We start from the raw sequence: 24,092 nt of genomic DNA on the forward strand, positions 1-24,092 counted from the left end.
AAAGAACATTTCTTGCCAATAACATTCCAAGCTAACACTTTTAAACGACATCAAAAGCTTGAGTCAAAACCAAACCCCCTTTATGCTAATGAATAAAGTAAATTTTATATATGTCCATTGCAATACTCTAGGAGTAAACACATTGAGTGCAGCTATCAAACCAAAACAAATAAGAAATAATCAAATTTCTCTTCAATCTCTTGTCAATCTTACTCAAAAAGATATGGATTGCGTAAATCAATTTATTCTCTCTATGGCAAAATCAGAGGTTGAGATGATCCCTGAAATTTCTAACCATCTTATTTCATCAGGTGGAAAGCGATTACGCCCAATGATTACGCTCGCTTCTGCTCATATGTTTGGTTATCAAAGTGACGGGCATATAAAACTCGCAACAGCTGTTGAATTTATGCATACAGCAACATTGCTACACGATGATGTGATTGACGAAAGTAATTTACGACGTGGAAAATCTACAGCACGGATGATTTGGGGGAATCAAGCAAGTGTACTTGTTGGTGATTTCCTATTGGGCCAGGCCTTTAAAATGATGGTCGATGTCGGTTCCATAGAAGCGCTCTCTGTCCTAGCCAACGCTGCTGCAATTATTGCTGAAGGAGAAGTTATGCAACTTTCTGCCGCAAAAAATATAAAAACCAGCCCTTCAGAATATCTCAAAATCATCGATGCAAAAACAGCAGCACTTTTTTCAGCAGCCGCTGAAGTAGGACCCATTATTGCTGGCTATGGAAATAAAGAGCGTTCTTCATTACGTGAATATGGAACATCCTTAGGTTTAGCTTTCCAATTAATTGATGATGCACTTGACTATAGCGGTAGTGCTCAAAACTTAGGAAAAAATATAGGGGATGATTTTAGAGAAGGAAAAATCACAATGCCTGTTATTCTCGCATATGAGCGTGGGAATATGGTAGAAAAAGATTTCTGGAAAAAAGCGCTTGAAGATGGCAATAATAATGATGAATCCTTCGCACACGCGCAACACTTAATGGAAAAGTATGATAGTATCACAGATACAATAGAACAAGCACGCATCTATGGAAAATATGCAATTGATGCTCTTGTTCCCATGAATGAAAATCTTGCTTATAATGCTCTCGTTGAGACTGTTGAATTTTGTATTGCGCGCGTAAACTGAATTCTTTGCAAGAATCGCAGTATTTCTCAACAAAGTAATGAGATATGATCTATAAACAACACCATCAATTGATTATCTTGAAAAGGATTAGCTCCATGTGCTCTGCAACGGTATCTCGACTTTTTGCCCTCTTTATCGTGGGTATCATGCTGATGCCATCCCTCACCTACAGTAAAATAAGTGCAGCAACTCATACAAGCTCATTTACAGGTGCTTATTTAGCTGGAAGGGTTGCAAATCATGAAAATAAAACAGAACTTGCTATCAATTATTTTAAACAAGCACTGGTTTATCAACCTGATAACATTGAAACACAAAAAGAGCTCCTTGAAGCTATGCTCTCGGTCGGAAACTTTAAAGAAGCTGTCCAACAAGCCCAAAAACTCAAAGAGAACGATGTTATAACTCCCTTTGTTTCCTTAACTTTGTCAGTAGAAAGTCTCATCAAAAAAGATTATAAGAATGCCAAGGCTCTTCTGAAATTAAAGGAACTTCCTACGTCCAATAATCCAATACCTGAACTCATCGGCGCTTGGATTACATTTGGATCTGGACAAAAATCTCAGGCAATCGATGATCTTAAGAAACTCAAAGGTCCTGTCTGGTATGATCTTTTTATATCTTATCATCTAGCACTTATGAGCGACCTTGCAGAACGGCCAAAGGATGCAAAAAAATATTTCATTAAAGCACTGAGTAACAAACAGGGAACTCTTATCGCTCCTAATACTTATGAGCGTATTATCATAGCCTATGCCTCATTCCAATTGCGCCATAATATGCGCAACCAAGCTCTTCAAACAATCCAGCATGGCGAACAAATGTTGTCAGGTCGAGAAGTCCTTAAAAACTTTCAAGAAAAAATTGAAAAAAATTCTTTCTTAGAGAGAGTTATTAAAACACCTCAACAAGGAGCAGCCGAGGTATTATATAATTTTGGAACAGCCCTCAACTACAAAAACTCAGGGCGAATTGCACGTATTTTTAAGCAATTATCTTTCGCCTTATACCCTCAAAATGACGCAACACTGTTTCAGCTCGCACACATTTCTGCTAAATTGAACGATCCACATCAAGCAATTAAACTTTATCGCGCTTTATCCCCTAAATCTCCTTATTATAAAGATGGACAACTTCATCTTGCATTCCTTCTTGCCAATAACAACAATTACAAAGAAGCAATAAAATTACTCACATTGTTAAATAAAAAATTTCCCAATGATCGTAATATTTTGATAACGCTCGTTGCTTTTTATATGCAGGACAATAAATTTCTTGAGGCCATTAAAACTCTAGACTACGCTATTACAAAGATAAAAAACTTTCAGCAGGACGATTGGAAACTCTTTTATCAGCGTGGTATTGCTTTTGAACGTTTAAAGCAATGGCCAAAAGCAGAACTTGACTTGCGAAAATCACTTGAATTTTTCCCAAATCAACCGCAGGTTCTTAATTATTTAGCCTATTCCCTTGTGGAACGTGGTGAGAAGCTTGAAGAATCGCTCCGTATGCTACAAAAAGCCTCTGCTTTACAAGCTCACAACAGTCATATTCTCGATTCTTTAGGGTGGGCTTATTATAAACTAAAAGAATATAATAAAGCAGTGCAAATATTAGAAAATGCTGTCAGATTACAACCTGAGGACCCAACACTAAATGATCATTTAGGGGATGCCTATTGGAAAGTTGGGCGTAAACGTGAAGCAATCTTTCAATGGAACCACGCAATTGACGGAAAACCAGAAAATTCTGAACAAATTCAAGAAAAGTTGAAATTTGGTTTGCAATAAACGATGCTTAACCATAAACCACATGAATAATAAATAGAGAAACTAAAATTACTTTTGTTTTTTGTTTAGTCCAATATAAAGAGTATAAAGCGTGAAACTGCCTGAACATCTTAACCCAAAACGTTCTTTTCAGGGACTAATATTAACTTTGCAAAATTATTGGGCACACTATGGGTGTGCAATTTTGCAACCTTACGATATGGAAGTCGGAGCTGGGACTTTTCATCCAGCAACAACATTACGCTCTCTAGGACCACGCCCTTGGAAAGTTGCTTATGTCCAACCCTCTCGACGTCCAACAGATGGCCGATATGGTAAGAATCCAAATCGTTTACAACACTATTATCAATTCCAAGTGCTTCTCAAACCCTCTCCGCTCAATCTACAAGAACTTTATATAAAGTCGCTACAAGCTATCGGGCTTGATACAAAACTGCATGATATTCGCTTTGTTGAAGATGATTGGGAAAGTCCCACTCTTGGTGCTTGGGGGCTTGGATGGGAATGTTGGTGCGATGGAATGGAAGTCTCTCAATTTACTTATTTTCAACAAGTGTGCGGCATTGAATGCGCTCCAGTTTCAGGGGAACTCACATACGGTCTTGAGCGTCTAGCGATGTATATCCAAGGGGTTGATAACGTCTATGACCTTAACTTTAATGGTTTGGAGGGAGAAAACAAAATAAGTTATAGAGATATTTTTTTACAGGCAGAACAGGAATACTCATATTATAACTTCGAATTTGCTGATACAAAACTGCTCCATCAGCACTTTATCGATGCAGAACGCGAATGCAGCGCACTTCTTGATGCTGGAAAACCAAATAAAGAAAATGTATTCCATCGCTGTGTTTTTCCTGCCTATGATCAATGTATTAAAGCGAGCCATATCTTTAATCTTTTGCAAGCACGTGGCGTTATTTCTGTAACCGAACGACAAAATTACATTCTTCGCGTTCGTAATCTCGCGCGCCGTTGTGGGGAAGCCTTCTTACTCACAGAAGCTGGACAAATATATACTGGAGAAGCCTAATGTCTGATCTTCTTCTTGAACTTTTCAGTGAAGAAATCCCCGCACGTATGCAACGAAAAGCTGCTGCTGATCTTAAGAAATCTGTTACAGATCAACTTGTGAATGCTGGATTGATCTATGAAGCTGCTCGTGAATATTGGACACCTCGTCGGCTAACATTGGACATACGCGGACTTTCCACACGCTCCAAAGATGTCCATGAAGAACGCAAAGGTCCCAGTATAAAATCACCACAGCATGTAATTGATGGTTTTCTACGTGCAACAGGATTAAATGATGTTTCTGAAGCGCATATTGGACATGATGATAAAAAAGGTCATTTTTATATTGCTAAAATTGTTAAAAAAGGTCGAGCTGCAGAAGAAATTATTGCCGATATTTTACCGGATATTATCCGCAACTTTCCGTGGCCGAAATCTATGCGTTGGGGAAAAGATTCAGCACAAAGTGGTACTTTGAAGTGGATTAGACCTTTACAAAACATTCTTTGCATCTTCGGACCAGAAATTGGTGAAACACATGTTATTCCGTTTACAATTGGTTCTCTTAAAAGCAATAATTTAACTTATGGTCATCGTTTCTTAAGTGATGGAGAGCCATTTCAAGTGCGCCGCTTTGATGACTATGTTACTCAACTTGAAACCCATAAAGTCATTCTGGATGCCGAAAGACGAAAGAATATTATTTTAGCTGATGCCCAAAATCTCTGCTTTGCAAACGGTTTAGAACTGGTTCAAGATAATCCCCTCCTAGAAGAAGTTGCTGGTCTTGTTGAATGGCCTGTTATCCTGATGGGTGATTTTGACAAATCATTCCTTGATATTCCTCCAGAAATTATTCGCTTGACCATTCGAGCCAATCAAAAATGTTTTGTCACCCGCAAACAAGGAGAAAAAGTAAAACTTTCTCATCATTTTATTCTCGTTTCTAATATTCTTGCAAATGATGAAGGCAAAGAAATTTCGAAAGGAAATAGTAAGGTTGTCCGTGCCCGTCTTTCTGATGCACTTTATTTTTGGCAAACCGATCAGCATGATTTGCCTGATCTTCAACAATTGGAATCTTCTATAAAAAAATTTGAGCTTGATATAAAAAAACCTCTCGATCAAAGAATGGCGCGACTTGATCATTTGAATGTAACCTTTCATGCTAAATTAGGTACACAAGGTAAAAGAGTAGAACGCATTGCTACACTCGCACAAGAAATTGCCCCTTTGATACAAACAGATCCTCTTTTAGCAAAACGTGCAGCCATCCTTGCAAAAGCTGATTTGCAAACAGAAATTGTCGGAGAATTTCCTGAACTACAAGGTGTTATGGGGCAAAAATACGCCCTTCTTCAAGGGGAAGATCCTCGCGTAGCTGTAGCAATCGAAGACCATTATAAACCTCAAGGACCAACAGATCGTCTTCCACAAGAACCACTTGCTATAACCGTTATGCTCGCCGACAAAATTGACATGCTCGTTGGCTTTTGGCTCATTAATGAAAAACCAACGGGCTCAAAAGATCCCTATGCGTTAAGACGAGCAGCATTGGGAATTATTAGGCTTGTACTTTCGCGAGATTGGAAAATCAATCTTATGCCGCTGTTCCAGTTAGCAACGAATCTTTTCTTACAACAAAAAAATAAATATGAAATCTCTCAAAGAGAAAATTCACAATTGCAGAATCTGCTTCCAGAAAAAACAGAATATATTTTATCAGATCTGTTATTCTTTTTTCATGACCGTTTGAAAATCTATCTAAAAGAGGAAGGCGCTCGTTACGATGCCCTTGAAGCCGTTTTAAATAAAGATTCTGATGATTTTTTATTGGTTGCACGTCGTGTCGAATCGCTTATCGCTTTCATCAATACCCACGATGGAATGAACTTTGTAGCCTCTGTAAAACGTACTGCCAATATTCTTGAAAATGAATTTCAAAAAAGCACAACAATAGCGAATGAAATTAATCCTGAGCTCTTTGTCGAGAAAGAAGAAAAGCAGCTCTATCATGCAATCTGTGAAGTAGAAAGAAAGGTTCTTGCTCCCATCAATGCAACAAATTTATCATTTGCACTCAGTGTGCTAGCGCCACTTGGAAAATTGATTGATATATTTTTTGAAAAAGTATTGGTGAATGATAAAAAAACTGATGTTCGTGCTAACCGTCTTGCTCTTCTCAAACGCACTCACATTGTTACACAATCGGTTGCAGACTTCTCAAAACTTGTCATTTAAAATCAAAATACCCTATTAACTGATAAAAACAATGAAGATAATTTTTTCTTTTTTATGACTTTTATTAATTAATATTGAGAAAATTATGTAACCAAAGAGACTGTTCTTTATCTCTCAAATATCATTAATTAAGATATGTTTTCATTTTGATAAATGATTCTTTCTCAAGAGACTCTTTGATAAGTTCATCTGCCTTGTTAGAATCTATTTCCCTTGCAATAAGGGTACGTGCTGTAGAAATTGCCAAATCAATCGCCGATGAAGAAACCATGCGTATTGCATCCGCTTCTGCTTGGGCAATTTTTTGTCCTGCCAATTTATTGCGGTTTTTTACATATTCCTCTGCTTTTGCACGGGCCTCAGCAATAACGGATTCAACTTCATGCTTTGCTGCTGCAATAATTTCTTGCGCATCTTTTTCTGCTTCTGCATGTTTGCGTTGATATTCAGCCAATATTTCCTGTGCCTCTTCACGAAGACGCAGAGCCTCATCCAGTTCATCTTTGATACGTTTCGCGCGCGCATCAAGATGGTGTATAACCCTCTGTGGAATTTGGAAATAGACTAAAAGAGCCAAAAAAAGAACTAACCCAACAAATGCCCAAAAAGTATCAGTCATCTTTGTCTTCCTCAATAATCCGCAGTTTTAACAACTGAACGAACAGCCTCTTTGCTGATATCAACGTCAATCAATTTTTTCACAATTTCAAGAGCTACTTCTTCAGCGATAGAACCAACATTTTGCATCGCTTTATCCCGAATTTTTGCTATCTGTTTTTCAGAATCTGCGAGTTTTTTCTCTAGACTCTCTTCAATTTCTTTCCGTTCAAGCTCTGCCTTTTCTTTTAATTCTTCACTAGCTACCTGCGCTATAGCCTGCGCGTTCAAACGCGCTTCTGCTAATTTCCGCTCATAAGTTTCAACAACAATGTCTGCTTCTTGCTTCATGCGCATTGCCTGATCTAAATCAGATGCGATTCGATCTCGCCGTGTTTCAATAACACCGCCAATACGTGGTACAATTACACGGGAGATAAAAAGATAAAACAGTCCGAAAGAAATTGCCAACCAGAAAAAATGCGAACCAAAATGCACAAAATCAAAAGGCGGAAACACACGATTTGCATGCTCTGCTACCTTTTTAATATGTTCTATCGACGTTTCAGTGTTCTGTGCATAAGCGCTTGAAACAAACATCTTCTTTCATCCTTTAAATAGCTTATTAAAGCCCTCTATAACCGATGATAACTGACAAACATCTCTCTGGCATCTCTCTAGTTAAGAGCCTAAAAGGGTAAATCTTTCCTCATGCAAGAACAGATATACCCTTTTGATAATGATTAAACCCCAAAAAGAAGTAATAAAGCAATGAGCAATGAAAAAATTCCCAAAGCTTCTGTTACAGCAAAACCAAAGACGAGACGTCCAAACTGACTATCTGCTGCTGATGGATTTCGTAATGCACCAGAAAGATAGCTACCAAAAATATTACCAAGTCCTAAAGCTGTTCCAGCCATACCAAAGCAAGCAAGACCAGCGCCAATATATTTTGCTGCAAGCACCATTTCCATGTTATTCTCCTTTAAAGCGAAATTGCATTATTCGACGGAAAACCGCCAGTTCTATTAATGTCCTGGATGAATTGCATCATTAAGATACATACAAGTTAAAACCGTAAAGACGTAAGCCTGAAGAAATGCGACCAAAAACTCAAGAGCAGTAATTGCTACAGTCATAATAAGCGGTAAAATCGAACCACCCACACCTACGATTCCTACCCCAATCATTGAAACAACAAACCCAGAAAACACTTTAAGCGTAATATGACCAGCAAGCATATTCGCAAAAAGACGAAGAGAAAGACTAATTGGACGGGAGAGAAAAGAAATAACCTCAATCATTGTCACCAGAGGTAAAACCACAACAGGAACTCCACTGGGAACGAACAGTTTCAAAAAACTGACCCCATGCTTATAAAAGCCATAACCAATCACCGTCAAAATTACCACCATTGCTAACGAAAACGTGATCATGATTTGAGACGTAACCGTATAAAAATAAGGAAAGAGACCAATAAAGTTAGCAACCAAAATAAAAGTAAACAGAGAAAAAACTAAAGGAAAAAACTGCATTCCCTGCACACCAGATGATTCCCGCAGAGTCGATGCTACAAATTCATATGCCATTTCCGAAAGAGACTGCATCCGCGTTGGAACCAATCCACGACTCGATGATGAAATAAAGAGAAAAATAGAAGTTACAACAACCGTGAGAACTGTAAACAATGATACATTTGTAAACGATAAATCCATATTTCCTATGGAAATCTTAATCAGCCTTAAAACCTCAAACTGATGAATAGGATCTGGAGCGTGCGCTGTCACTTCAACCTCATTTATCGGACCTCTCATTGGCCCCTTTATTTTGTTTATCTTGGCGCAATACGCCTTTTTTTCCTAATTGACTGGAGGAAACATACCCCACAGACCGAAGAATACTCAATACACCAGCAGCAAATCCAAAGAAGAGAAAAAATACCAATCCCCAAGGCCATGAACCTGCTAACTTATCAAACCCCAACCCCAAAACAATACCAACTATAATACTTGCCAGAAACTCACTAGAAAGCTTAATTGCACCTGCCATCCTTCCTTGTGATTTTTCCCGCTTATTCCTATGCTCCCGCTTCTTTAATGCTTGCTTGCGCACTAAAGCTACGCTTAAGTTCCTACTACGACATTCCAAATCCTCTGAATGAAGACACTCTCCTTGCTTTTCCTCTTCAGCCTCCTTACGGCTCATAACGGGTTTCTCGCCCATCGCCATCATTGGCTCCTTAATTAAAAAGCAACGTAAGAATACATTTCATAAAACCGTGTGCATCATATTGTTCCCGAATTTATTCGTCAAGATACTAAAAGAAATCTATCACAAGTTATCGTATAAATTTTATTGCAGAAATAACGTATTTTTCAATTTACATGCTTTCTTAAAAAGATATTCCAAGCACCTAAACCGATTTCACGACAGCACCCGTGAATGTATAACGAAAAGTTCACGTGAATAATATAAAACTCATAGAACAACCATTTTTACACTTAACAAAAGGTGTAAACCAATACCATCTTATTTTCCGACTCCCAATGTTATATCAGTCCTAGTTTTGAAAGAGAACATAGAAAGCTAAAAACAGTATGAGAGCGTTGGTTTTCTCCTTTTATTCGAATAAACTTGCACTTTTTATTTTATGAAAATGAAATAATCAATGGTTTCTATATGATCCTATTCGCAAAGTATTTTATATACGCCATTACAGGCCTCATCACGAAATGAGCTTGAGGGTATTAAGAGAAGGTCCTTTAAATACAAGATATTAATAAATCCAAAATTTCAAATAGATTAAGCCAATAGAACACAATAAAATTTAAATACGATTACCATACTACTTTATACAATTTTAATCCACTTTTATGAATTTCGCTCTTTACAATTGAATATCCGTAGATTCAGCAAATATTTTTGCTTTTTATTCAGACAAACTATCGTAAGCAAAAGCGCTTATTCATAAGCTTTATTTTTATGAAACGATAATCTAATGCTGCTTTTCAAACAAGCATCATAATTACATTCCCCTACCCTCATATTGCATCTATTCTTGCACTTTAATAACCCATTAAGAGGATTATGTACTCTTTCTTAAATACTCCCTATTAAACTCTTCTCATGACATGCAAATAAATGATCTTTATCAAGATGAGAGAACTCTATTCAATAGCGCTCATGATAAATGATTATCAATAAAATTAAAACTTTAGCAAATAAAACTTTTTCTTTTATGAAAAGAACGATCATTTAAAAAACTTATTTTTAAGATTCTTAAGTATAGATTTCATTCACTTAAAAAATTAAAGAGTTATCATTTCTTCTTGGAACGTGTCGCAAAAGGATTATCAGAGGCTCGTAATGATATGCGAACGGGTATACCAGACATATCAAATGTTTCACGTAACCCATTGACAAGATAACGCAAATACGACTGAGGCATACTTTTGGGGCGCGAGCAGGAAATCATAAACCCAGGAGGACGTGTCTTAACCTGTGTGATGTATTTAACCTTAAGTCGACGTCCAGAAACCGCAGGAGGTGGATGATGTGCCACAACAGTTCCAAGCCATTGGTTCAATTTAGCCGTCGAAATGCGACGATTCCATACACGGTGCATCATCATGACATTTTCCATCAGTTTATCAATCCCTTGACCATATTGTCCTGATAAAGGAACAGCTCTCAAACCACGAACTTGAGGAAGAAATCGCGCACATTTTTCATGCAAATCAATCAATGTGGTCTGACTGTTTTCAATAAGGTCCCACTTATTGAAAGCAATAACTGGAACACGCCCTTCACGAATCACAAGATCAGCAATTTGTAAATCCTGCTTTTCAAAAGGTATCGTTGCATCAAAAACAATGACCACCACTTCTGCAAAACGAATAGCACGCAAAGTATCTGCAACAGATAGTTTTTCTAATTTTTCTTGAATTCTCGACTTTCGACGTAAACCTGCAGTATCAAAAAGTTTAATATGACGACCACGCCATTCCCAATCTACAGAAATAGAATCACGCGTGAGTCCTGCTTCTGGTCCTGTTAACAATCGCTCTTGTTTCAACATACTATTGATAAGAGTGGATTTTCCTGTATTGGGACGCCCCGCAATTGTAATCCTAATGGGCTTACTTTCATCGTAAATAAGCTCTTCTTCTTCCAAATCCTTTACATCATCACCAACAGATGCAGGTTGTATCATTCTATCTTCTTCTTTGTTGTTGCCAAAAACATGCTCTGATCCAACAGCATCTATAATTGCATCACGCAGATCACTAAGTCCCAAACCATGTTCAGCCGATATTGGGCATGGCTCTCCCAAACCTAATGACCACGCCTCATACTCTCCTCCTGTTGCCGCTCTTGACTCAGACTTATTGGCAACAAGCACAATTGGCTTTCCTGATTTGCGAACCAATGAAGAAAAATTTAAATCACTTGGTGTTATTCCGCTCTTTGCATCAAATACAAATAAAATAAGATCCGCTTCATCAATTGCAACTTTTGTATGAGAACGCATACGCCCCTCAAGTGTATGATCACCTGCTTCTTCCAGCCCAGCCGTATCAATCACATCAAAACGTAGATCTTGAAGTTTTGCCGCATGAATACGCCGATCACGTGTTACACCAGGCTTATCATCAACCAAAGCCAATTTTTGCCCAACCAAACGATTAAATAGTGTTGACTTCCCAACATTGGGACGACCAACGATAGCAATGGTAAGGCTCATCGATTTATTCCTTATTTGCCTTGCCCTCAGCTTGTATAAGCTCAAGCATCATTCGAGCCCGATCTGTTATTTTTAAACCCAAAGAACCTTCTTCAGAAATTTTCTTAAAATAATAAACCGCCTCATCCATTTTATCCGCCTTATAAGCAGCTAAGCCTAAAGCTTCTCTTGCAGACATACGCATAGGATCGGTATCACTTGCCATATCTTTGATGCGCTTTTCAACATCAGCTAATGTCCCTGTATCAACCAGAATATAAGCCGCCCGAATTTTTGCAACTTTCTGCAAAATCTGCGGTGCTTTCTCATCCGCTGCAACAGAATCAAAGATCTCCACTGACTTAATAATATCACCTTTCTCCATGAGTAAAGAAGCCTCACGTAAACGAGCAAGAAAAGGATACCCCCCAAAATGAGAGGTTTTAACAGTTTCTAATTGCTTTATCGCTTTATCAAAATCACGTGTATCCGCAAGATCAAGACTCTTTACAAATGCATCACCAATATAACCAGCTTTCTTTATTTGTGTATGATGATAAACTTGATAAGCAACTATCATGAATATAAAAAGAACAGCCGCTCCAATAATTGAAAAACCATACCGTCTCCAAAAAGCAAGCGCCTTTTCCTGACGAAATTCTGCATTCACTTCAGCAATAAAACTATCATACGACATATATCATACCTTGAAAAAAGTTACTTCACCTGTGCTTTTACGCATAAATGGATAAAGATGGTAGCCCTAATTAACTAAAAATCTTTAAATTGCTCGTTTATTTATTTTAAATCAACATGTAGCCAATTCAATCAGATTTTTGCAACAGTCTTAATCGAAAATGATGTAAGCACCCTGTTTGTTCACATTACAGCTTTTACATATTATGAAAAATTCACTGCCTTAATATTTATCATGATTGCCTATCATCTCAAGCGAACTTTCTCTCCATTATATAGAGGAATAATCTTTTAAAGTCTTCAACCGCAATCGTTGGTTGTATTGGATTATACAATTATAATAGAAAAACCAATTCTTGAAAAAACTTGAATAAACAGTAAATTTCCATGAATATCTACTAAAACCAAATAGATAAATTTTTATCTGTATCAAAAATACCGAAGCGCCATGATTACAGTGTGGTATAATTCCAAATCTTCAGTTAAAGCTCTTTATATAAAGTATATCCCTTCAACTTATCTTCATACGATTAACAACCTTTTATAATTGATTCTTAAAGTTTCTAAAAATATCCTATTGTAAAGGCCAAACCCACATAAGCATTGGAACAGCAATAATAACGATCAACACCGCCAATGGAGCACCTAAACGTGGATAATCACTAAAACGATATCCTCCTGGCGCCATCACGAGCATATTACTTTGATGTCCAATAGGTGTAAGAAACTCACAGCCCGCACCAATTGCAACAGCCATCAAAAAAGCTTCAGGCTTATAATGAAGGGAATGAGCAAAACTTGACGCAATTGGTGCTACCATCATCACTGTTGCTGCATTATTCAAAAATGGCGTAACCAACATAGCTGTCACCAACATAAGCGCTAAAGCACCGGATGGCGGGAAAAATATTGCCAATTGGCTCAGCCATTGACCAATGAGATCCGTACATCCTGTTTTCTCTAACGCTTCACTCACTGGAATAAGAGCCGCTAATAGCACTAATATTGAGCCATCTAATGCCTGATACAGATCACGCGCGGGCAAAACACGAAAGATCACCATTGCAGCAGCAGCAGAAAAGAAAGAAAAAGCAACTGGAACAATATGAAAAGCTGTAAAAATAATTGCTATAAATAAAACAGCTAAAGAGATGAAACCATGTCGTAAATTTCCAAACACAATATTTCGTTTTGCTAGGGGCAAGCATTTCAATTCTCTTAATAAATTTGGAATAACTGCATCCTGTCCTTGCAAAACAATCACATCTCCAAGATGGAAAATAATATCATCAAGTCTTCCCCGCACCCTTTCATGTTGACGACTTAACGCAAGCAAATTTACATTATACCGATCAAATAAGGAAAACTCTTTCGCACTAATACCGATAAGAGGTGAATTATGGGTAATGACTGCTTCAATAATATCAATATCACTGTCCTTATCACCTGCAACAATAGTTCGCCCCTTAGAAAACTCTAAACGAGCAGAATTCATCACGCTATCTAACCCTGTATGTGATCCTTCCAGCAAAATAATATCATTTTCAGACAAAACAAAATCTGGTAATGGTGAAATAGATACTTTGTTTCTGATGATTTGAATCACCATAACATCACCACTTGATGGCTTAACCAAATCAACAATATTTTTTCCCACAATCGGTGAATTTATTGGAATATGTACTTCTGCAACATAATTACGAATATCAATGGCATCATCAAATGATACACCTGAACGCACACGCACAGGCAAAAGCCAATAAAAAAGAACCAAATATACAACACCAGCCGTCGCAACAACCGCACCAACTGGTGTAAAATCAAACATAGTAAAAGGTGTTCCTGCTAAACGTTCTTGCATCGCTGAAATAACAACATTGGGAGATGTTCCTATCTGTGTCATAAGCCCCCCCAACAAAGAACCAAAGGCCATGGGCATCAAAAAGACAGAAGGAGAAACCTGAGAACGACGTGCAAACTGAAAAGCTATCGGAAGCATAATCGCCAAAGCACCAATGTTTTTAACAAACATTGATAATACGACAACAGAAAGAACCAAAAACGCTAATTGAAGACGCACCGATTTCACGTCTGGCCATATCCGTTGGATAATAAATTCCATTATACCAGAGCGAGATACAGCAGTACTGACAACAAACACACTCCCCACGATAATAACGATATCATTACTAAAACCGCTAAAAGCTTCCTTCGGACTGACAAGACCAAGGGCACAAGCTATTAATAAAGTACAAATAGCAACAAGATCATAACGAAATCGATCCCAAATAAAAACAACCATCATGAGACCAATGATCGAAAAAGCCATTATTTGATTTTCTGTCATAACACTTACCTCTCCCCATTAAATTATAATGAACAAGAACATATTTTTTATGTTTTAAATATTCCTATAAACAGCAGCAAGATAAAAGCAGACATCGAAATATTTTAGGATAATTTTAAAGTGATAAAAAATTATGATGCGCATAAACTTGCCTCTCCTTATTATGCGTGCTTTTCTATAAAGTGCTGAACCCAAAGAAAATTGATAAAAGTTGATAAAGCTATATTGCAAAAAAGATGAGAATAACTCTAATATAGAGAGTAGATAATTGTTGAAACTGGTACACGCTATATTTAAACCTTTGTCGTTGCTTAAAAGAATTTATCTTCACTCTCAATTCAAAGAGTGATAAAAATGAAAGAAGAAAGAATGGTCAATCTTAATAGTGGGTATCAAAGTAACCTCAGATATTGGCTCACTTGCATTATTGGATTTGTTGCTATCTTGGCAATTATAATTGTTGGTGGATTTTATATTGCAAAACCCTATCTTGACAGTTTTGTAAGAAAAGAAATAGCCCGTCATTCCATAAAAGCCGAAACATCTGAAGTAAGCATTCTAGGTAAAATCAATTTGAAGAATGTGACAATACCTGTTCCAGCTGGTACATCACTTAAAATTGGTGCCATTTCTGCCCGTCCTCCTCTTTCCTTTATTCCCGGAACTTTTACATTTTATAATGTTGATTTAAAGTATAATAATATTCATGTGCAAATTCCCCAAATTTCTCTTCGGAATGTATCCTTAAAAGAAAAAGATAGAACGATAACATCACGTCTTTTACAATCAATGATGCGTATTGAGCTTTCCTCAATTATTGCTCCCAATATACAACTTTCTATAGAAAATAAAAATAACCGAACAGAAACGGTTGAAATCAAGAATTTCCAGCTTTCTGATTTTAGAAATAACCATATCCATTCAGTTAGTATCAAAAATATGGATCTTAAAACGATCGTAGCAAATGGTGCCAAACAGATGCAACTTATGGCTAAAAGTAATACAATAAAAGCCCATGATATCGACATCAACTATGCCTACTCTATCATTTTTGGAAAAAACAATGCTCTCAATCAAGGTAAAACCGTTACTGGCCCCATTTCTTTGAATAATATAAGTGTCGATATTTTTGAAGAAGCAGAAAAAAACAGCTCTTTCTTCCTTGGGCAGTTTAAAACATCTGGTTTAAAGATGAAACTGCTTGAGCAAACTCCTGAAAAATTAATCAAAGCTTATCTTAATGCAAGAAAAGAGAATAATAAAATCGCTGAAAAAGTAGCACAAAATGGTCTTCTTCTAAACATACTGCTCGCCATTACCTCAGCGGATGCCAAAGTTGATAATATCACCGTTGATATACCGCAGTTGAAAGCAACGCTCGAATCATTCCAATTCAAACCAAGTTTGTGGAAACAACCTATCCCTAAAAAGCTTTTTCTTTCTCTCAATAACCTTTCCGTTTTACCTAAAAAAATGAATGAAAAAGACTTAGAGTTCTTCAAAAATCTGAACTTTGAGCGCTTTAATGTTTCAGGAAAAATTGATATTTCTTACGATGAAAAAAAACGTATGCTCTTTCTTGATACAATGTCTTTCAATATGAAAAACGTTGGATCTGGGAACATCTCGGCTAAGGTTATTGATGTTGATGAAAAGCTTTTTTCTGGTCAGAAAAATATAATGATTGCTGCGTCTCAAGACCTTGGCATCAATGAAATTGATATACAATATACGGATGCAGGTTTCATTGATAAGCTTTTTTCTTATCTTGCGCAAAATCTTAATGACAGCCAACATGATCTAAAAAAGGAACTTTATGACGATTTCTATCTAATGATGACGCAGACCCCAAAAATTCTGCTAAAAAATCATGACGAAGCAGAAAAAATTTCAAAATCCTTAGGAGAATTTGCTAAAAATCCACAAACATTGATCGTTAAAATTAAAGCAAAAGATAATAAAGGTCTCGCAATAGTTGATCTCGAATCTGCTCTACAAAATGATCTATCTAAGGCTTTAAGCAAAGTACATCTCACTATTAAAAATGAAGCGTCGCGTTAAACATTTTGTGCTTTAAACATGATGATCTTGTCTATAAATTAAGAACTTTATTCCTCTTTTTTCTTTTGTATGATACAGAAGGTATCATACAAAGTCATTTATACAGAGAGTATAGAATCTAAAATTGACGATGCTTGGAGTTGTTCATGTCTGATTTATCTTCAAATCGCCTGCCTAATCGCGCTTCTCGTGTCACTAATCAAGCGCTTTCTGCTATCGAGCGTTTTCTCCATATTGAAGCTCTTAGTGGTGTTGTTCTTTTATTAGCTGCTGCTGCTGCACTTATTTTTGCCAATTCTAAATATGCTGCTTTCTATGAATCTTTTTGGCATACACCTCTTGGCTTTAATTTGGGTCATTTCACTCTTTCATGGGATTTACATTTCTGGGTTAATGATGCCCTTATGACTATTTTCTTTCTCGTCGCAGGAATGGAAATTCGACGCGAAATTCATGAAGGGGCTCTTGCCGATTTTAAACAAGCAATCTTACCAATTGTTGCTGCAATAGGGGGCGTTTGTGTTCCTGCAATTATTTACTTTATCTTCAATTTTAACGAGGGACATATCCGCGGTTGGGCTGTGCCAACAGCAACAGATATTGCCTTTGCTCTAGGTATTCTTGCTCTTCTAGGGAAAAAAATTCCCTCTAATCTTCATATTATTCTTCTATCATTAGCAATTATTGACGATATTATCGCTGTTCTTATTATTGCTTTTTTCTACTCAACAAACATTGATCCTAGCGGTTTAATGATTGCAGGAGCGGGTATTGCTTTGGTACTATTTTTTCAGTGGATCGGGCTTGCATCAGCATGGCTTTACATTTTACCTGGTGCAATCATTTGGTGGGGTTTAATGGTAACAGGCGTTCACCCATCGCTTGCTGGCGTAATCTTAGGGATGATGACTCCCGTTCTTCCTACCCGTACTCTTGTAGCGCCACTCACCATGCTCAGTAACGCTATGCAAATTCTTCAAGAAAAAAATACAAAAACAGATCTGCATCATATTTCAACAGCATTGAAAAAGATGCGCAAAGGACAACGGGCCATGATCGCCCCAGTAACACGTGTTCAAAAAGCATTGCATCCATGGGTTGCATACGGTATCATGCCAGTTTTTGCCTTCGCAAATGCAGGAGTAAGTTTTGCAAACTTTGATCTTTCTTCTGACAAATCATTCTTGATTGTTTTGGGTGTTGTCATTGGTCTTTTCATCGGTAAGCCTCTTGGTATTATCACTGCCAGTTATATAGCTGTAAAATCAGGGCTATGCCGCCTCCCCCCTCATATGACCTGGACAGGCGTTTTACTCATTGGTTTTTTAGCAGGAATTGGCTTTACAATGTCTATTTTTGTTTCAATGCTCGCTTTTAAAGATATTATTCTGCTTGATGCGGCAAAAATTGGGGTTCTTTGTGGCTCAGGTTTATCTGCCCTTATCGGTCTGGGATATGGATTTATTTATATTAAGCGCAATAAAGGAATTTCTCATAGTTCCTAACAAACTAACTGAAAATACATTTTTATGCAGAACTTTTAAAAAGCGATTTCGCTCATTTGTTGGGTTCGGACGATATTTAATGTAAAAGCTGTTGTCTCGCCTCATCTTTACACTTATGAAGGAGAAAACTAACATCATCATACTATTTACGAGCCTCTAATGTTACAACACCTTTGACTCTTAAGAAGACTTATAAGAGATATTTTTATTCCTTTCTTCAATATTCTTTTACTCATGCACCAGCTCCACTCATGATATGTACAGAAATAATTTTAATTGTTTCAATATAAAAGGCTTCGTGGTTTCAGAAAAGCTGCCTTTCGTCGGAACTATTATTCACTATAAAGAAAAATTAATTATTATAAATCAATATCTTATGTTTAATCATACGAAACAGATAAGAATAAGCAAAATTCAATAATCAGTTAAGTAATTCCATGGTTTATTTTTTTCCAATAAACTACCCTCCTCGTTACTGATTTTATTGCGGTATTCTAAATAACTTTAATTTTTATCTTCTTAAAAGCACATTATTTTTGGATAAAAAATATTTGATTTATCATTATAAATCTTGAATGGAGTCTAGATATCGTATGATTTCCTCATTTCAAATCTGTACATGATGAATCAATCAAGACTATTCTCTTACACGTCACAAGCCGAGGAGAAGTATGGATTATTTGAAGAAAGAAATAAGAATGCTTCATCATATCCATATAAGCGCTGTTCAACAGGAAAACTAAAAATTAAATGATGACGACCAGCTGACACCTTTGATCTAAGTAAAGGAGATGGTGGTCCCCAATAAACTTTACGTTAGCCATCCACAGGCGCCATAATGTGGGGGGGCGCTTGGGGAGAGAGATATTTTTTCAAAACAAGCGCGTAAATTGGCACTATAATAGCGTTTTGTTTTACGTGAAAGGCATATACGATTTAAATAACGCAATAAACAAAAACGTGAACCAATGTGTAATATCCATTATTTAAAAGATATTGCTGTCAATACCTTTGAAAGTTGTAAAGCAGAATTAAAAGGAAGTTGTAAAATGGAAGTTGATTTTCACTTTTATGGCTTCATATTCTCACCCAATTAGGTTTTATCTCCATTTCAGAAATTACCCCACCAGTTATACGCAACATCCTTATTCCTATCTGGCATACAAAAAAAGGAGTTGCTCGTAAGCCCCTTACCCGTCTCAATATATATCGTCAAACACGCATCTACGCTGATATTAGATATTGATACAGGTAACAAAAAACAAAAGATTTTTTTGGAATAACAACGTCATAACATCACTACTAGATTGACAATGGAGTGGAAAAATATTCCCGTTTTTTATCATCGACACATCGCTTGTCTCACTCCATGAAAGAATTAAACTTGAAGCATGCTTCCATAGGGAGAACTCTAGTTTACGTAATTAACTCGCGGGAAAAAAGAAACCCCTAGTCATTTAGACTATTCTAAAACATATGATTGATGGAAAAATAGAGCATATATATCGTTGTTCTCCCCTTTTTCCGCTCTTATTTGATATTTATTTTCTTTTTGTTTAAAGAGGTCGCTCTATATTTCTTGATACCATAAAATACTCTTCATAGATAATTTAAAAAGCAATATTTCCGAGACTTTCGAATTTATACAACGCCACATAAAATACAAAAAGAGTAAAATAATATGGCTATATTTCTCACAAGAAGAGTTTTGCTTACAAAGACCACCATTTGCAAAATATGTAAACACGATAAAGAAACTAGCACGATATACTGAAAAAACGGAAGAATGTATTTCATGCGTGGTTGGCAGTATGACACAGAAAATACTTATAATAGAGTAGTTAAGGGAAGAAAGTTAACCTAAAGAACATATGGAGGTATCAAAAACTTTGAAAATCTTAATCATAATTCAAAAAAGAGAAATAGACATGAAAAAAAATTTAAGTAATAAAAGCAACACACTGTAACATTATCATTAATTTTGATCTATAGTTATATGATTTTATGAAAAGTACTTCTGAAGAAGCTATAAACGCATAAGATATAGTAATTTTATAACGTATAGCGTAAACATAAATATTGTCTATAGAGATAGATTTTTTATTGCCTCATAATACGGAAAAAATTAAATTTTCAAGATACACATAAAGTCATAAACAATCATTTGAAGATAAACTAAATATCTATAGAAAATACATCATCAATTTTATTTTTGGTAATTCCGTCACTAATCCAATGAGCTCCCATTTCTCTAAGATTTTTAATATTAAATCTGTATTGACGGGACTGTCCCTCATGCAACATGCATCTTTTGAATAAACACTGTGCACTGCTCCTTATTCCATTAAGGCTTATCGTAAAGTCTTCTCCATCTCACTCTATAGGCTCTAAAACGTTTATAGACGGCATATTTTTTATCCCTTCTTAAACAGAGTTTTTTACCCAAAAATCTTTCTCTTGTAATGTATAAGTGACCATTTTTAAATTCATCATGAACAAGCTTAAAATGAGAGAGTTTTGCTGTATTAAATATTCTATTTAAGTTAAAAATATAAATTGTTCTTAACAAAAATTATTAACATATATTAAAGCTTTATGTTATTGAAACTTTGTTGAAACTAAAAAATACTTATCCCTTATCAAGAGCATAAACAGCATGTAATGTTCTAACCGCAAGTTCAGTGTAAGCACTATCAATCAAAATAGAAATTTTAATTTCTGAGGTCGTAATTGCTTGAATGTTAATCCCCTTTTCAGCCAAAGCCTTAAATGCTGTAGCGGCAACACCTGCATGGCTACGCATTCCAATACCAATCACAGATACCTTGGCGAGATCGCCTTCAAATTGGAGAACATCAAATCCAATTTCTTTGCGATTCTTTTCAAGAAGTGTAACGGCTTTTTCTACATCTGATGATGGTACAGTAAAAGTCATATCAGTTTTTGAGCCATCTTCAGAAATATTTTGCACAATCATATCAACATTAATGCTTTCTTCAGCCAAGGGACCAAAAATTGCTGCCGAAATCCCTGGACGATCGGCAAGCCGACGAAGGGAAATTTGTGCTTCATCCTTAGCAAAAGCAATACCAGTAACATTTTGTTGTTCCACAATTTCATCCTCATCGCAAATAAGTGTTCCAGAAGAACTCATTGGATCCTCCATGCCTAACGCATCAGGATCCTCAAAACTTGAACGCACAAAGGTACGAACCTTATGAACCATTGCCAATTCAACAGAACGAACCTGTAAAACCTTTGCACCAAGAGAAGCCATTTCTAGCATTTCTTCAAAAGCTACTTTTGGTAAACGACGCGCTTTCGGCTCTATACGTGGATCCGTTGTATAAACACCATCCACATCCGTATAAATATCACAGCGATCAGCTTGTACAGCAGCCGCTATAGCAACAGCACTTGTATCTGATCCCCCACGCCCTAAGGTAGAAATCCGGTTATCCGGAGATAACCCCTGAAAACCAGCAATAACGGCAACCTGTCCTTCCTGAAAACACTCGATTAAAAAAGATCCATCAATATTAGTAATACGTGCACGGCCATGCGCATTGTCTGTATGAATAGGAATTTGCCAACCAAGCCATGAACGTGCATTCACCCCCATTTCTTGAAGTGTCAAAGCCAACAAACCTGACGTAACCTGTTCACCAGAAGCAACCACAACATCATATTCACGAGCATCTCTATGCATGGAGGAAGCGTCACTTGTCCACTGAACAAGTTCATTTGTTTTACCAGCCATCGCAGATACGACAACGGCAACCTCATTGCCTGCATCAACCTCTCTTTTGACATGCCGTGCAACATTATGAATACATTCCATGTTTGCTACAGATGTTCCACCAAATTTCATGACAATGCGCGCCATTAATAACACTCTTACCTTTACATCTCTTATCTCAAACAGTAATGAGAATTAGATGCTGTATCAACTAACCATTTTCTCGACATAGCGAATATCTATCATTTGTGCAAGTTTCATTATGATTATATTAATTTCTCTTGACTTTGTATAAAATCTACTTGACCTGATCATTAAAAATAAAAGGAAGGCAACATGATCGATGAAACACAAACAACTATTGATCAAAGTGAAATTGATCATTTTTCACGTATTGCTACAGAATGGTGGAATCCACAAGGAAAATTTCGACCTCTTCACCAATTTAACCCAACACGCCTTGCTTACATCAGAGAAAAAATCTGTTTAGAGTTTAATCGTGACCCTTCTTCACTTACGCCCTTTCACAATTTGAAAATTCTTGATATTGGCTGTGGAGGAGGCTTGTTATCTGAACCAATGGCACGTCTTGGTGCTATGGTTGTAGGCGTTGATGCTGCACAAACAAATATTGAAGTCGCAAAAACCCATGCTGCTCAAAATGACCTTTCCATTGATTACCGCACGACGACAGCAGAAGTACTTGCTAATGAAGGAGAAAAATTTGATATTATCCTTAATATGGAAGTTGTTGAACATGTCGCTGACGTTAATCTCTTCATAGCAGCTACAGCAAAAATGTTGAAACCACAAGGGTTGATGTTTGTCTCAACACTCAACCGCACATGGAAAGCATGGGGGCTTGCTATTGTAGGCGCTGAATATATTCTACGTTGGCTTCCTAAAGGAACCCACGATTATAAAAAATTCCTAAAACCTCTAGAACTTAAAAACTTCTTATCAAAAAACGCTCTGACTGTCATTGATGAGATAGGTATTACTTATAACCCTTTAAACGACAGCTGGAATCGCTCAAAAGATATGGGTGTTAACTATCTCCTTCTCGCAAAAAGGTCGTAAGGATATGTAATTTACAAATATTATATGCCTTGTAATAAAGAATTCAGCTTTCCCTCAGCCTCTAAAGCATAAAGATCATCACAACCGCCAACGTGATAATCACCTATGAAAATTTGTGGAAATGTATTACGTCCATTTGCACGCTGTACCATTTCTTGGCGAAGGGATGTGGAAGCATCAATCTCTGTATACTTTACGCCTTTTTTATTAAGCAAATCACGTGCTTTTGTACAATAAGGACAGTTAGGGCGTGTATAAATTATTATCTCTTTCATAGTATTATCCTCCAATATTTTTTAATAATATTCATTTTAAATTCCTCTTAAGAAGAGGGAAAAATAGAATCTTCTTTGAGAACACGCGAAAATGTTAGCACATCAACCTGTCGTGCACCTGCATCTTTTAATGCAGCAGCTGCTGCTGTAACTGTTGCACCCGTTGTAAATACATCATCAATCAGCAAAACAGAACATCCTTTGAGATATTTTTTAACTTTATGCGAAACCTTAAAAGCATTTTTTACGTTAAGTTTTCTCTCTCTCGAAGAAAGACTAACCTGCGGACGGGTATGCCGACAACGAACAAGCCAACTCGGTTTTAAAAGCTTTTTTTGTGATGCTGCAATGTAACGTGCAAGCTCAGCAGATTGATTATAACGCCTCTCCCAAAAACGACGAAAATGCAATGGAATGGGAATAATAACATCACAATCATCAATAACCTCGCGTCCAGCAAACATCATCCAATTGGCCATAAATGATGCCAATTCTATATGATCACCATATTTTAAGCGCGTTACTAAAGTTCGTGCAAGCCCTTTATGAACAATGACTGAGCGAACACGTGAAAAAGGATGGGAATTACGGAGTGCTTCACCACTAAGAAAACCATCCCCCATATCACAAACAAAAGGAGTCCCCATAACAGGACAATAAGGTTTTGTGATAAATTGAAGATCTTTCCAACATTCGGAGCAAATCGTACCATAAGTAGAAACATTTTGCTTACATCCAGGACAAATTGGTGGATAAAGCATCGTTTTCAAGCGTTCAACGAACTTACTTAGTATATCTCCGCTATTTAACGCCGCTTCTCGAAAATACAACATTATAAATTTAGGCTTTTACAAGTTTCCCTCAG

The 24,092-nt window shown here is 36.7% G+C and carries 18 protein-coding genes; 7 read left to right on the forward strand and 11 right to left on the reverse strand.

From position 1 onward, the window contains the following. Positions 1 to 82: 82 nt before the first annotated feature. The 4 genes from ACFIMP_RS01140 to glyS all read left to right on the forward strand — a co-directional run bounded on the left by ACFIMP_RS01140 (position 83) and on the right by glyS (position 6,204). Complete coding sequence (locus tag ACFIMP_RS01140) at positions 83 to 1,159, forward strand: polyprenyl synthetase family protein (protein WP_375613529.1); 1,077 nt, start codon at positions 83 to 85, stop codon at positions 1,157 to 1,159. A 95-nt stretch (positions 1,160 to 1,254) separates the two neighbouring features. Then, on the forward strand, positions 1,255 to 2,949 hold the full coding sequence (locus ACFIMP_RS01145; RefSeq protein ID WP_375612092.1) for a tetratricopeptide repeat protein: 1,695 nt from the start codon (positions 1,255 to 1,257) through the stop codon (positions 2,947 to 2,949). 91 nt (positions 2,950 to 3,040) lie between these two features. After that, complete coding sequence (locus tag ACFIMP_RS01150) at positions 3,041 to 3,982, forward strand: glycine--tRNA ligase subunit alpha (protein ID WP_375606430.1); 942 nt, start codon at positions 3,041 to 3,043, stop codon at positions 3,980 to 3,982. Then, entirely contained in the window at positions 3,982 to 6,204 is a 2,223-nt protein-coding gene (glyS, locus tag ACFIMP_RS01155) for a glycine--tRNA ligase subunit beta (RefSeq protein ID WP_375613530.1), read from the forward strand. Before ACFIMP_RS01150 ends, glyS begins: the two co-directional genes overlap by 1 nt. A gap of 124 nt (positions 6,205 to 6,328) precedes the next feature. Here glyS and ACFIMP_RS01160 read toward each other — a convergent pair whose 3' ends face one another. The 8 genes from ACFIMP_RS01160 to ACFIMP_RS01195 form a co-directional block, all read right to left on the reverse strand. Further along, on the reverse strand, positions 6,329 to 6,823 hold the full coding sequence (locus ACFIMP_RS01160) for a F0F1 ATP synthase subunit B (RefSeq protein WP_375613531.1): 495 nt from the start codon (positions 6,821 to 6,823) through the stop codon (positions 6,329 to 6,331). Positions 6,824 to 6,834: 11 nt separating this feature from the next. Further along, positions 6,835 to 7,401, reverse strand: coding sequence for a F0F1 ATP synthase subunit B (locus tag ACFIMP_RS01165; RefSeq protein ID WP_375613532.1), 567 nt, complete (start codon positions 7,399 to 7,401; stop codon positions 6,835 to 6,837). 143 nt (positions 7,402 to 7,544) lie between these two features. After that, complete coding sequence (locus ACFIMP_RS01170; protein WP_005773968.1) at positions 7,545 to 7,775, reverse strand: F0F1 ATP synthase subunit C; 231 nt, start codon at positions 7,773 to 7,775, stop codon at positions 7,545 to 7,547. Between the two features lie 54 nt (positions 7,776 to 7,829). Then, positions 7,830 to 8,588 (reverse strand): F0F1 ATP synthase subunit A, encoded by a 759-nt coding sequence (locus tag ACFIMP_RS01175; protein ID WP_375612111.1) that lies wholly within the window; start codon positions 8,586 to 8,588, stop codon positions 7,830 to 7,832. A gap of 7 nt (positions 8,589 to 8,595) precedes the next feature. Next, positions 8,596 to 9,030 (reverse strand): AtpZ/AtpI family protein, encoded by a 435-nt coding sequence (locus ACFIMP_RS01180; protein WP_375612110.1) that lies wholly within the window; start codon positions 9,028 to 9,030, stop codon positions 8,596 to 8,598. 1,090 nt (positions 9,031 to 10,120) lie between these two features. Next, complete coding sequence (gene der, locus ACFIMP_RS01185; RefSeq protein ID WP_375613533.1) at positions 10,121 to 11,545, reverse strand: ribosome biogenesis GTPase Der; 1,425 nt, start codon at positions 11,543 to 11,545, stop codon at positions 10,121 to 10,123. A gap of 4 nt (positions 11,546 to 11,549) precedes the next feature. After that, a complete protein-coding gene (locus ACFIMP_RS01190) occupies positions 11,550 to 12,221 on the reverse strand; it encodes a tetratricopeptide repeat protein (RefSeq protein WP_375612087.1) in 672 nt (223 codons plus the stop codon). A gap of 573 nt (positions 12,222 to 12,794) precedes the next feature. Beyond that, positions 12,795 to 14,567 carry an SLC13 family permease gene (locus tag ACFIMP_RS01195; RefSeq protein ID WP_375613534.1) on the reverse strand — a complete coding sequence of 591 codons (1,773 nt, stop codon included), beginning with the start codon at positions 14,565 to 14,567 and terminating at the stop codon, positions 12,795 to 12,797. Between the two features lie 354 nt (positions 14,568 to 14,921). Between ACFIMP_RS01195 and ACFIMP_RS01200 the strand changes: the two genes are divergently transcribed. Both ACFIMP_RS01200 and nhaA read left to right on the forward strand, forming a co-directional pair. Continuing rightward, positions 14,922 to 16,628, forward strand: coding sequence for an aq_1923 C-terminal domain (locus tag ACFIMP_RS01200; protein WP_375685903.1), 1,707 nt, complete (start codon positions 14,922 to 14,924; stop codon positions 16,626 to 16,628). Between the two features lie 146 nt (positions 16,629 to 16,774). Then, positions 16,775 to 18,133 carry a Na+/H+ antiporter NhaA gene (gene nhaA, locus ACFIMP_RS01205; RefSeq protein WP_375613536.1) on the forward strand — a complete coding sequence of 453 codons (1,359 nt, stop codon included), beginning with the start codon at positions 16,775 to 16,777 and terminating at the stop codon, positions 18,131 to 18,133. A 2,629-nt stretch (positions 18,134 to 20,762) separates the two neighbouring features. On the opposite strand, the gene ACFIMP_RS01210 is transcribed toward nhaA, so the two are convergent. After that, positions 20,763 to 22,019, reverse strand: coding sequence for an aspartate kinase (locus ACFIMP_RS01210; protein WP_375685904.1), 1,257 nt, complete (start codon positions 22,017 to 22,019; stop codon positions 20,763 to 20,765). A gap of 189 nt (positions 22,020 to 22,208) precedes the next feature. On the opposite strand from ACFIMP_RS01210, the gene ubiG reads away from it, so the two are divergent. Then, the gene (gene ubiG / locus ACFIMP_RS01215; protein WP_273790390.1) at positions 22,209 to 22,952 is read left to right on the forward strand and encodes a bifunctional 2-polyprenyl-6-hydroxyphenol methylase/3-demethylubiquinol 3-O-methyltransferase UbiG; all 744 of its coding nucleotides are present in this window, start codon (positions 22,209 to 22,211) and stop codon (positions 22,950 to 22,952) included. Between the two features lie 20 nt (positions 22,953 to 22,972). Here ubiG and grxC read toward each other — a convergent pair whose 3' ends face one another. Together grxC and ACFIMP_RS01225 are read right to left on the reverse strand one after the other, a co-directional pair. After that, positions 22,973 to 23,227 (reverse strand): glutaredoxin 3, encoded by a 255-nt coding sequence (gene grxC / locus ACFIMP_RS01220; protein ID WP_375685905.1) that lies wholly within the window; start codon positions 23,225 to 23,227, stop codon positions 22,973 to 22,975. Between the two features lie 47 nt (positions 23,228 to 23,274). Next, positions 23,275 to 24,060, reverse strand: a complete 786-nt coding sequence (locus tag ACFIMP_RS01225) for a ComF family protein (RefSeq protein WP_375613539.1) — start codon at positions 24,058 to 24,060, stop codon at positions 23,275 to 23,277. Positions 24,061 to 24,092: the final 32 nt, after the last annotated feature.

This window comes from Bartonella sp. AP65SXKL (assembly GCF_042195725.1).
In the GTDB taxonomy this organism is placed as follows: Bacteria; Pseudomonadota; Alphaproteobacteria; order Rhizobiales; family Rhizobiaceae; genus Bartonella.

What these genes read in the sequence shown, in the direction of transcription:
- ACFIMP_RS01140 (WP_375613529.1), top strand. Translation starts at nt 83, where the DNA reads ATGCTAATGAATAAAGTAAATTTTATATATGTCCATTGCAATACTCTA.
- ACFIMP_RS01145 (WP_375612092.1), top strand. Translation starts at nt 1,255, where the DNA reads ATGTGCTCTGCAACGGTATCTCGACTTTTTGCCCTCTTTATCGTGGGT.
- glyS (WP_375613530.1), top strand. Translation starts at nt 3,982, where the DNA reads ATGTCTGATCTTCTTCTTGAACTTTTCAGTGAAGAAATCCCCGCACGT.
- ACFIMP_RS01160 (WP_375613531.1), bottom strand. Translation starts at nt 6,823, where the DNA reads ATGACTGATACTTTTTGGGCATTTGTTGGGTTAGTTCTTTTTTTGGCT.
- ACFIMP_RS01165 (WP_375613532.1), bottom strand. Translation starts at nt 7,401, where the DNA reads ATGTTTGTTTCAAGCGCTTATGCACAGAACACTGAAACGTCGATAGAA.
- ACFIMP_RS01170 (WP_005773968.1), bottom strand. Translation starts at nt 7,775, where the DNA reads ATGGAAATGGTGCTTGCAGCAAAATATATTGGCGCTGGTCTTGCTTGC.
- ACFIMP_RS01180 (WP_375612110.1), bottom strand. Translation starts at nt 9,030, where the DNA reads ATGGCGATGGGCGAGAAACCCGTTATGAGCCGTAAGGAGGCTGAAGAG.
- der (WP_375613533.1), bottom strand. Translation starts at nt 11,545, where the DNA reads ATGAGCCTTACCATTGCTATCGTTGGTCGTCCCAATGTTGGGAAGTCA.
- ACFIMP_RS01190 (WP_375612087.1), bottom strand. Translation starts at nt 12,221, where the DNA reads ATGTCGTATGATAGTTTTATTGCTGAAGTGAATGCAGAATTTCGTCAG.
- ACFIMP_RS01195 (WP_375613534.1), bottom strand. Translation starts at nt 14,567, where the DNA reads ATGACAGAAAATCAAATAATGGCTTTTTCGATCATTGGTCTCATGATG.
- ACFIMP_RS01200 (WP_375685903.1), top strand. Translation starts at nt 14,922, where the DNA reads ATGAAAGAAGAAAGAATGGTCAATCTTAATAGTGGGTATCAAAGTAAC.
- nhaA (WP_375613536.1), top strand. Translation starts at nt 16,775, where the DNA reads ATGTCTGATTTATCTTCAAATCGCCTGCCTAATCGCGCTTCTCGTGTC.
- ACFIMP_RS01210 (WP_375685904.1), bottom strand. Translation starts at nt 22,019, where the DNA reads ATGGCGCGCATTGTCATGAAATTTGGTGGAACATCTGTAGCAAACATG.
- ubiG (WP_273790390.1), top strand. Translation starts at nt 22,209, where the DNA reads ATGATCGATGAAACACAAACAACTATTGATCAAAGTGAAATTGATCAT.
- grxC (WP_375685905.1), bottom strand. Translation starts at nt 23,227, where the DNA reads ATGAAAGAGATAATAATTTATACACGCCCTAACTGTCCTTATTGTACA.
- ACFIMP_RS01225 (WP_375613539.1), bottom strand. Translation starts at nt 24,060, where the DNA reads ATGTTGTATTTTCGAGAAGCGGCGTTAAATAGCGGAGATATACTAAGT.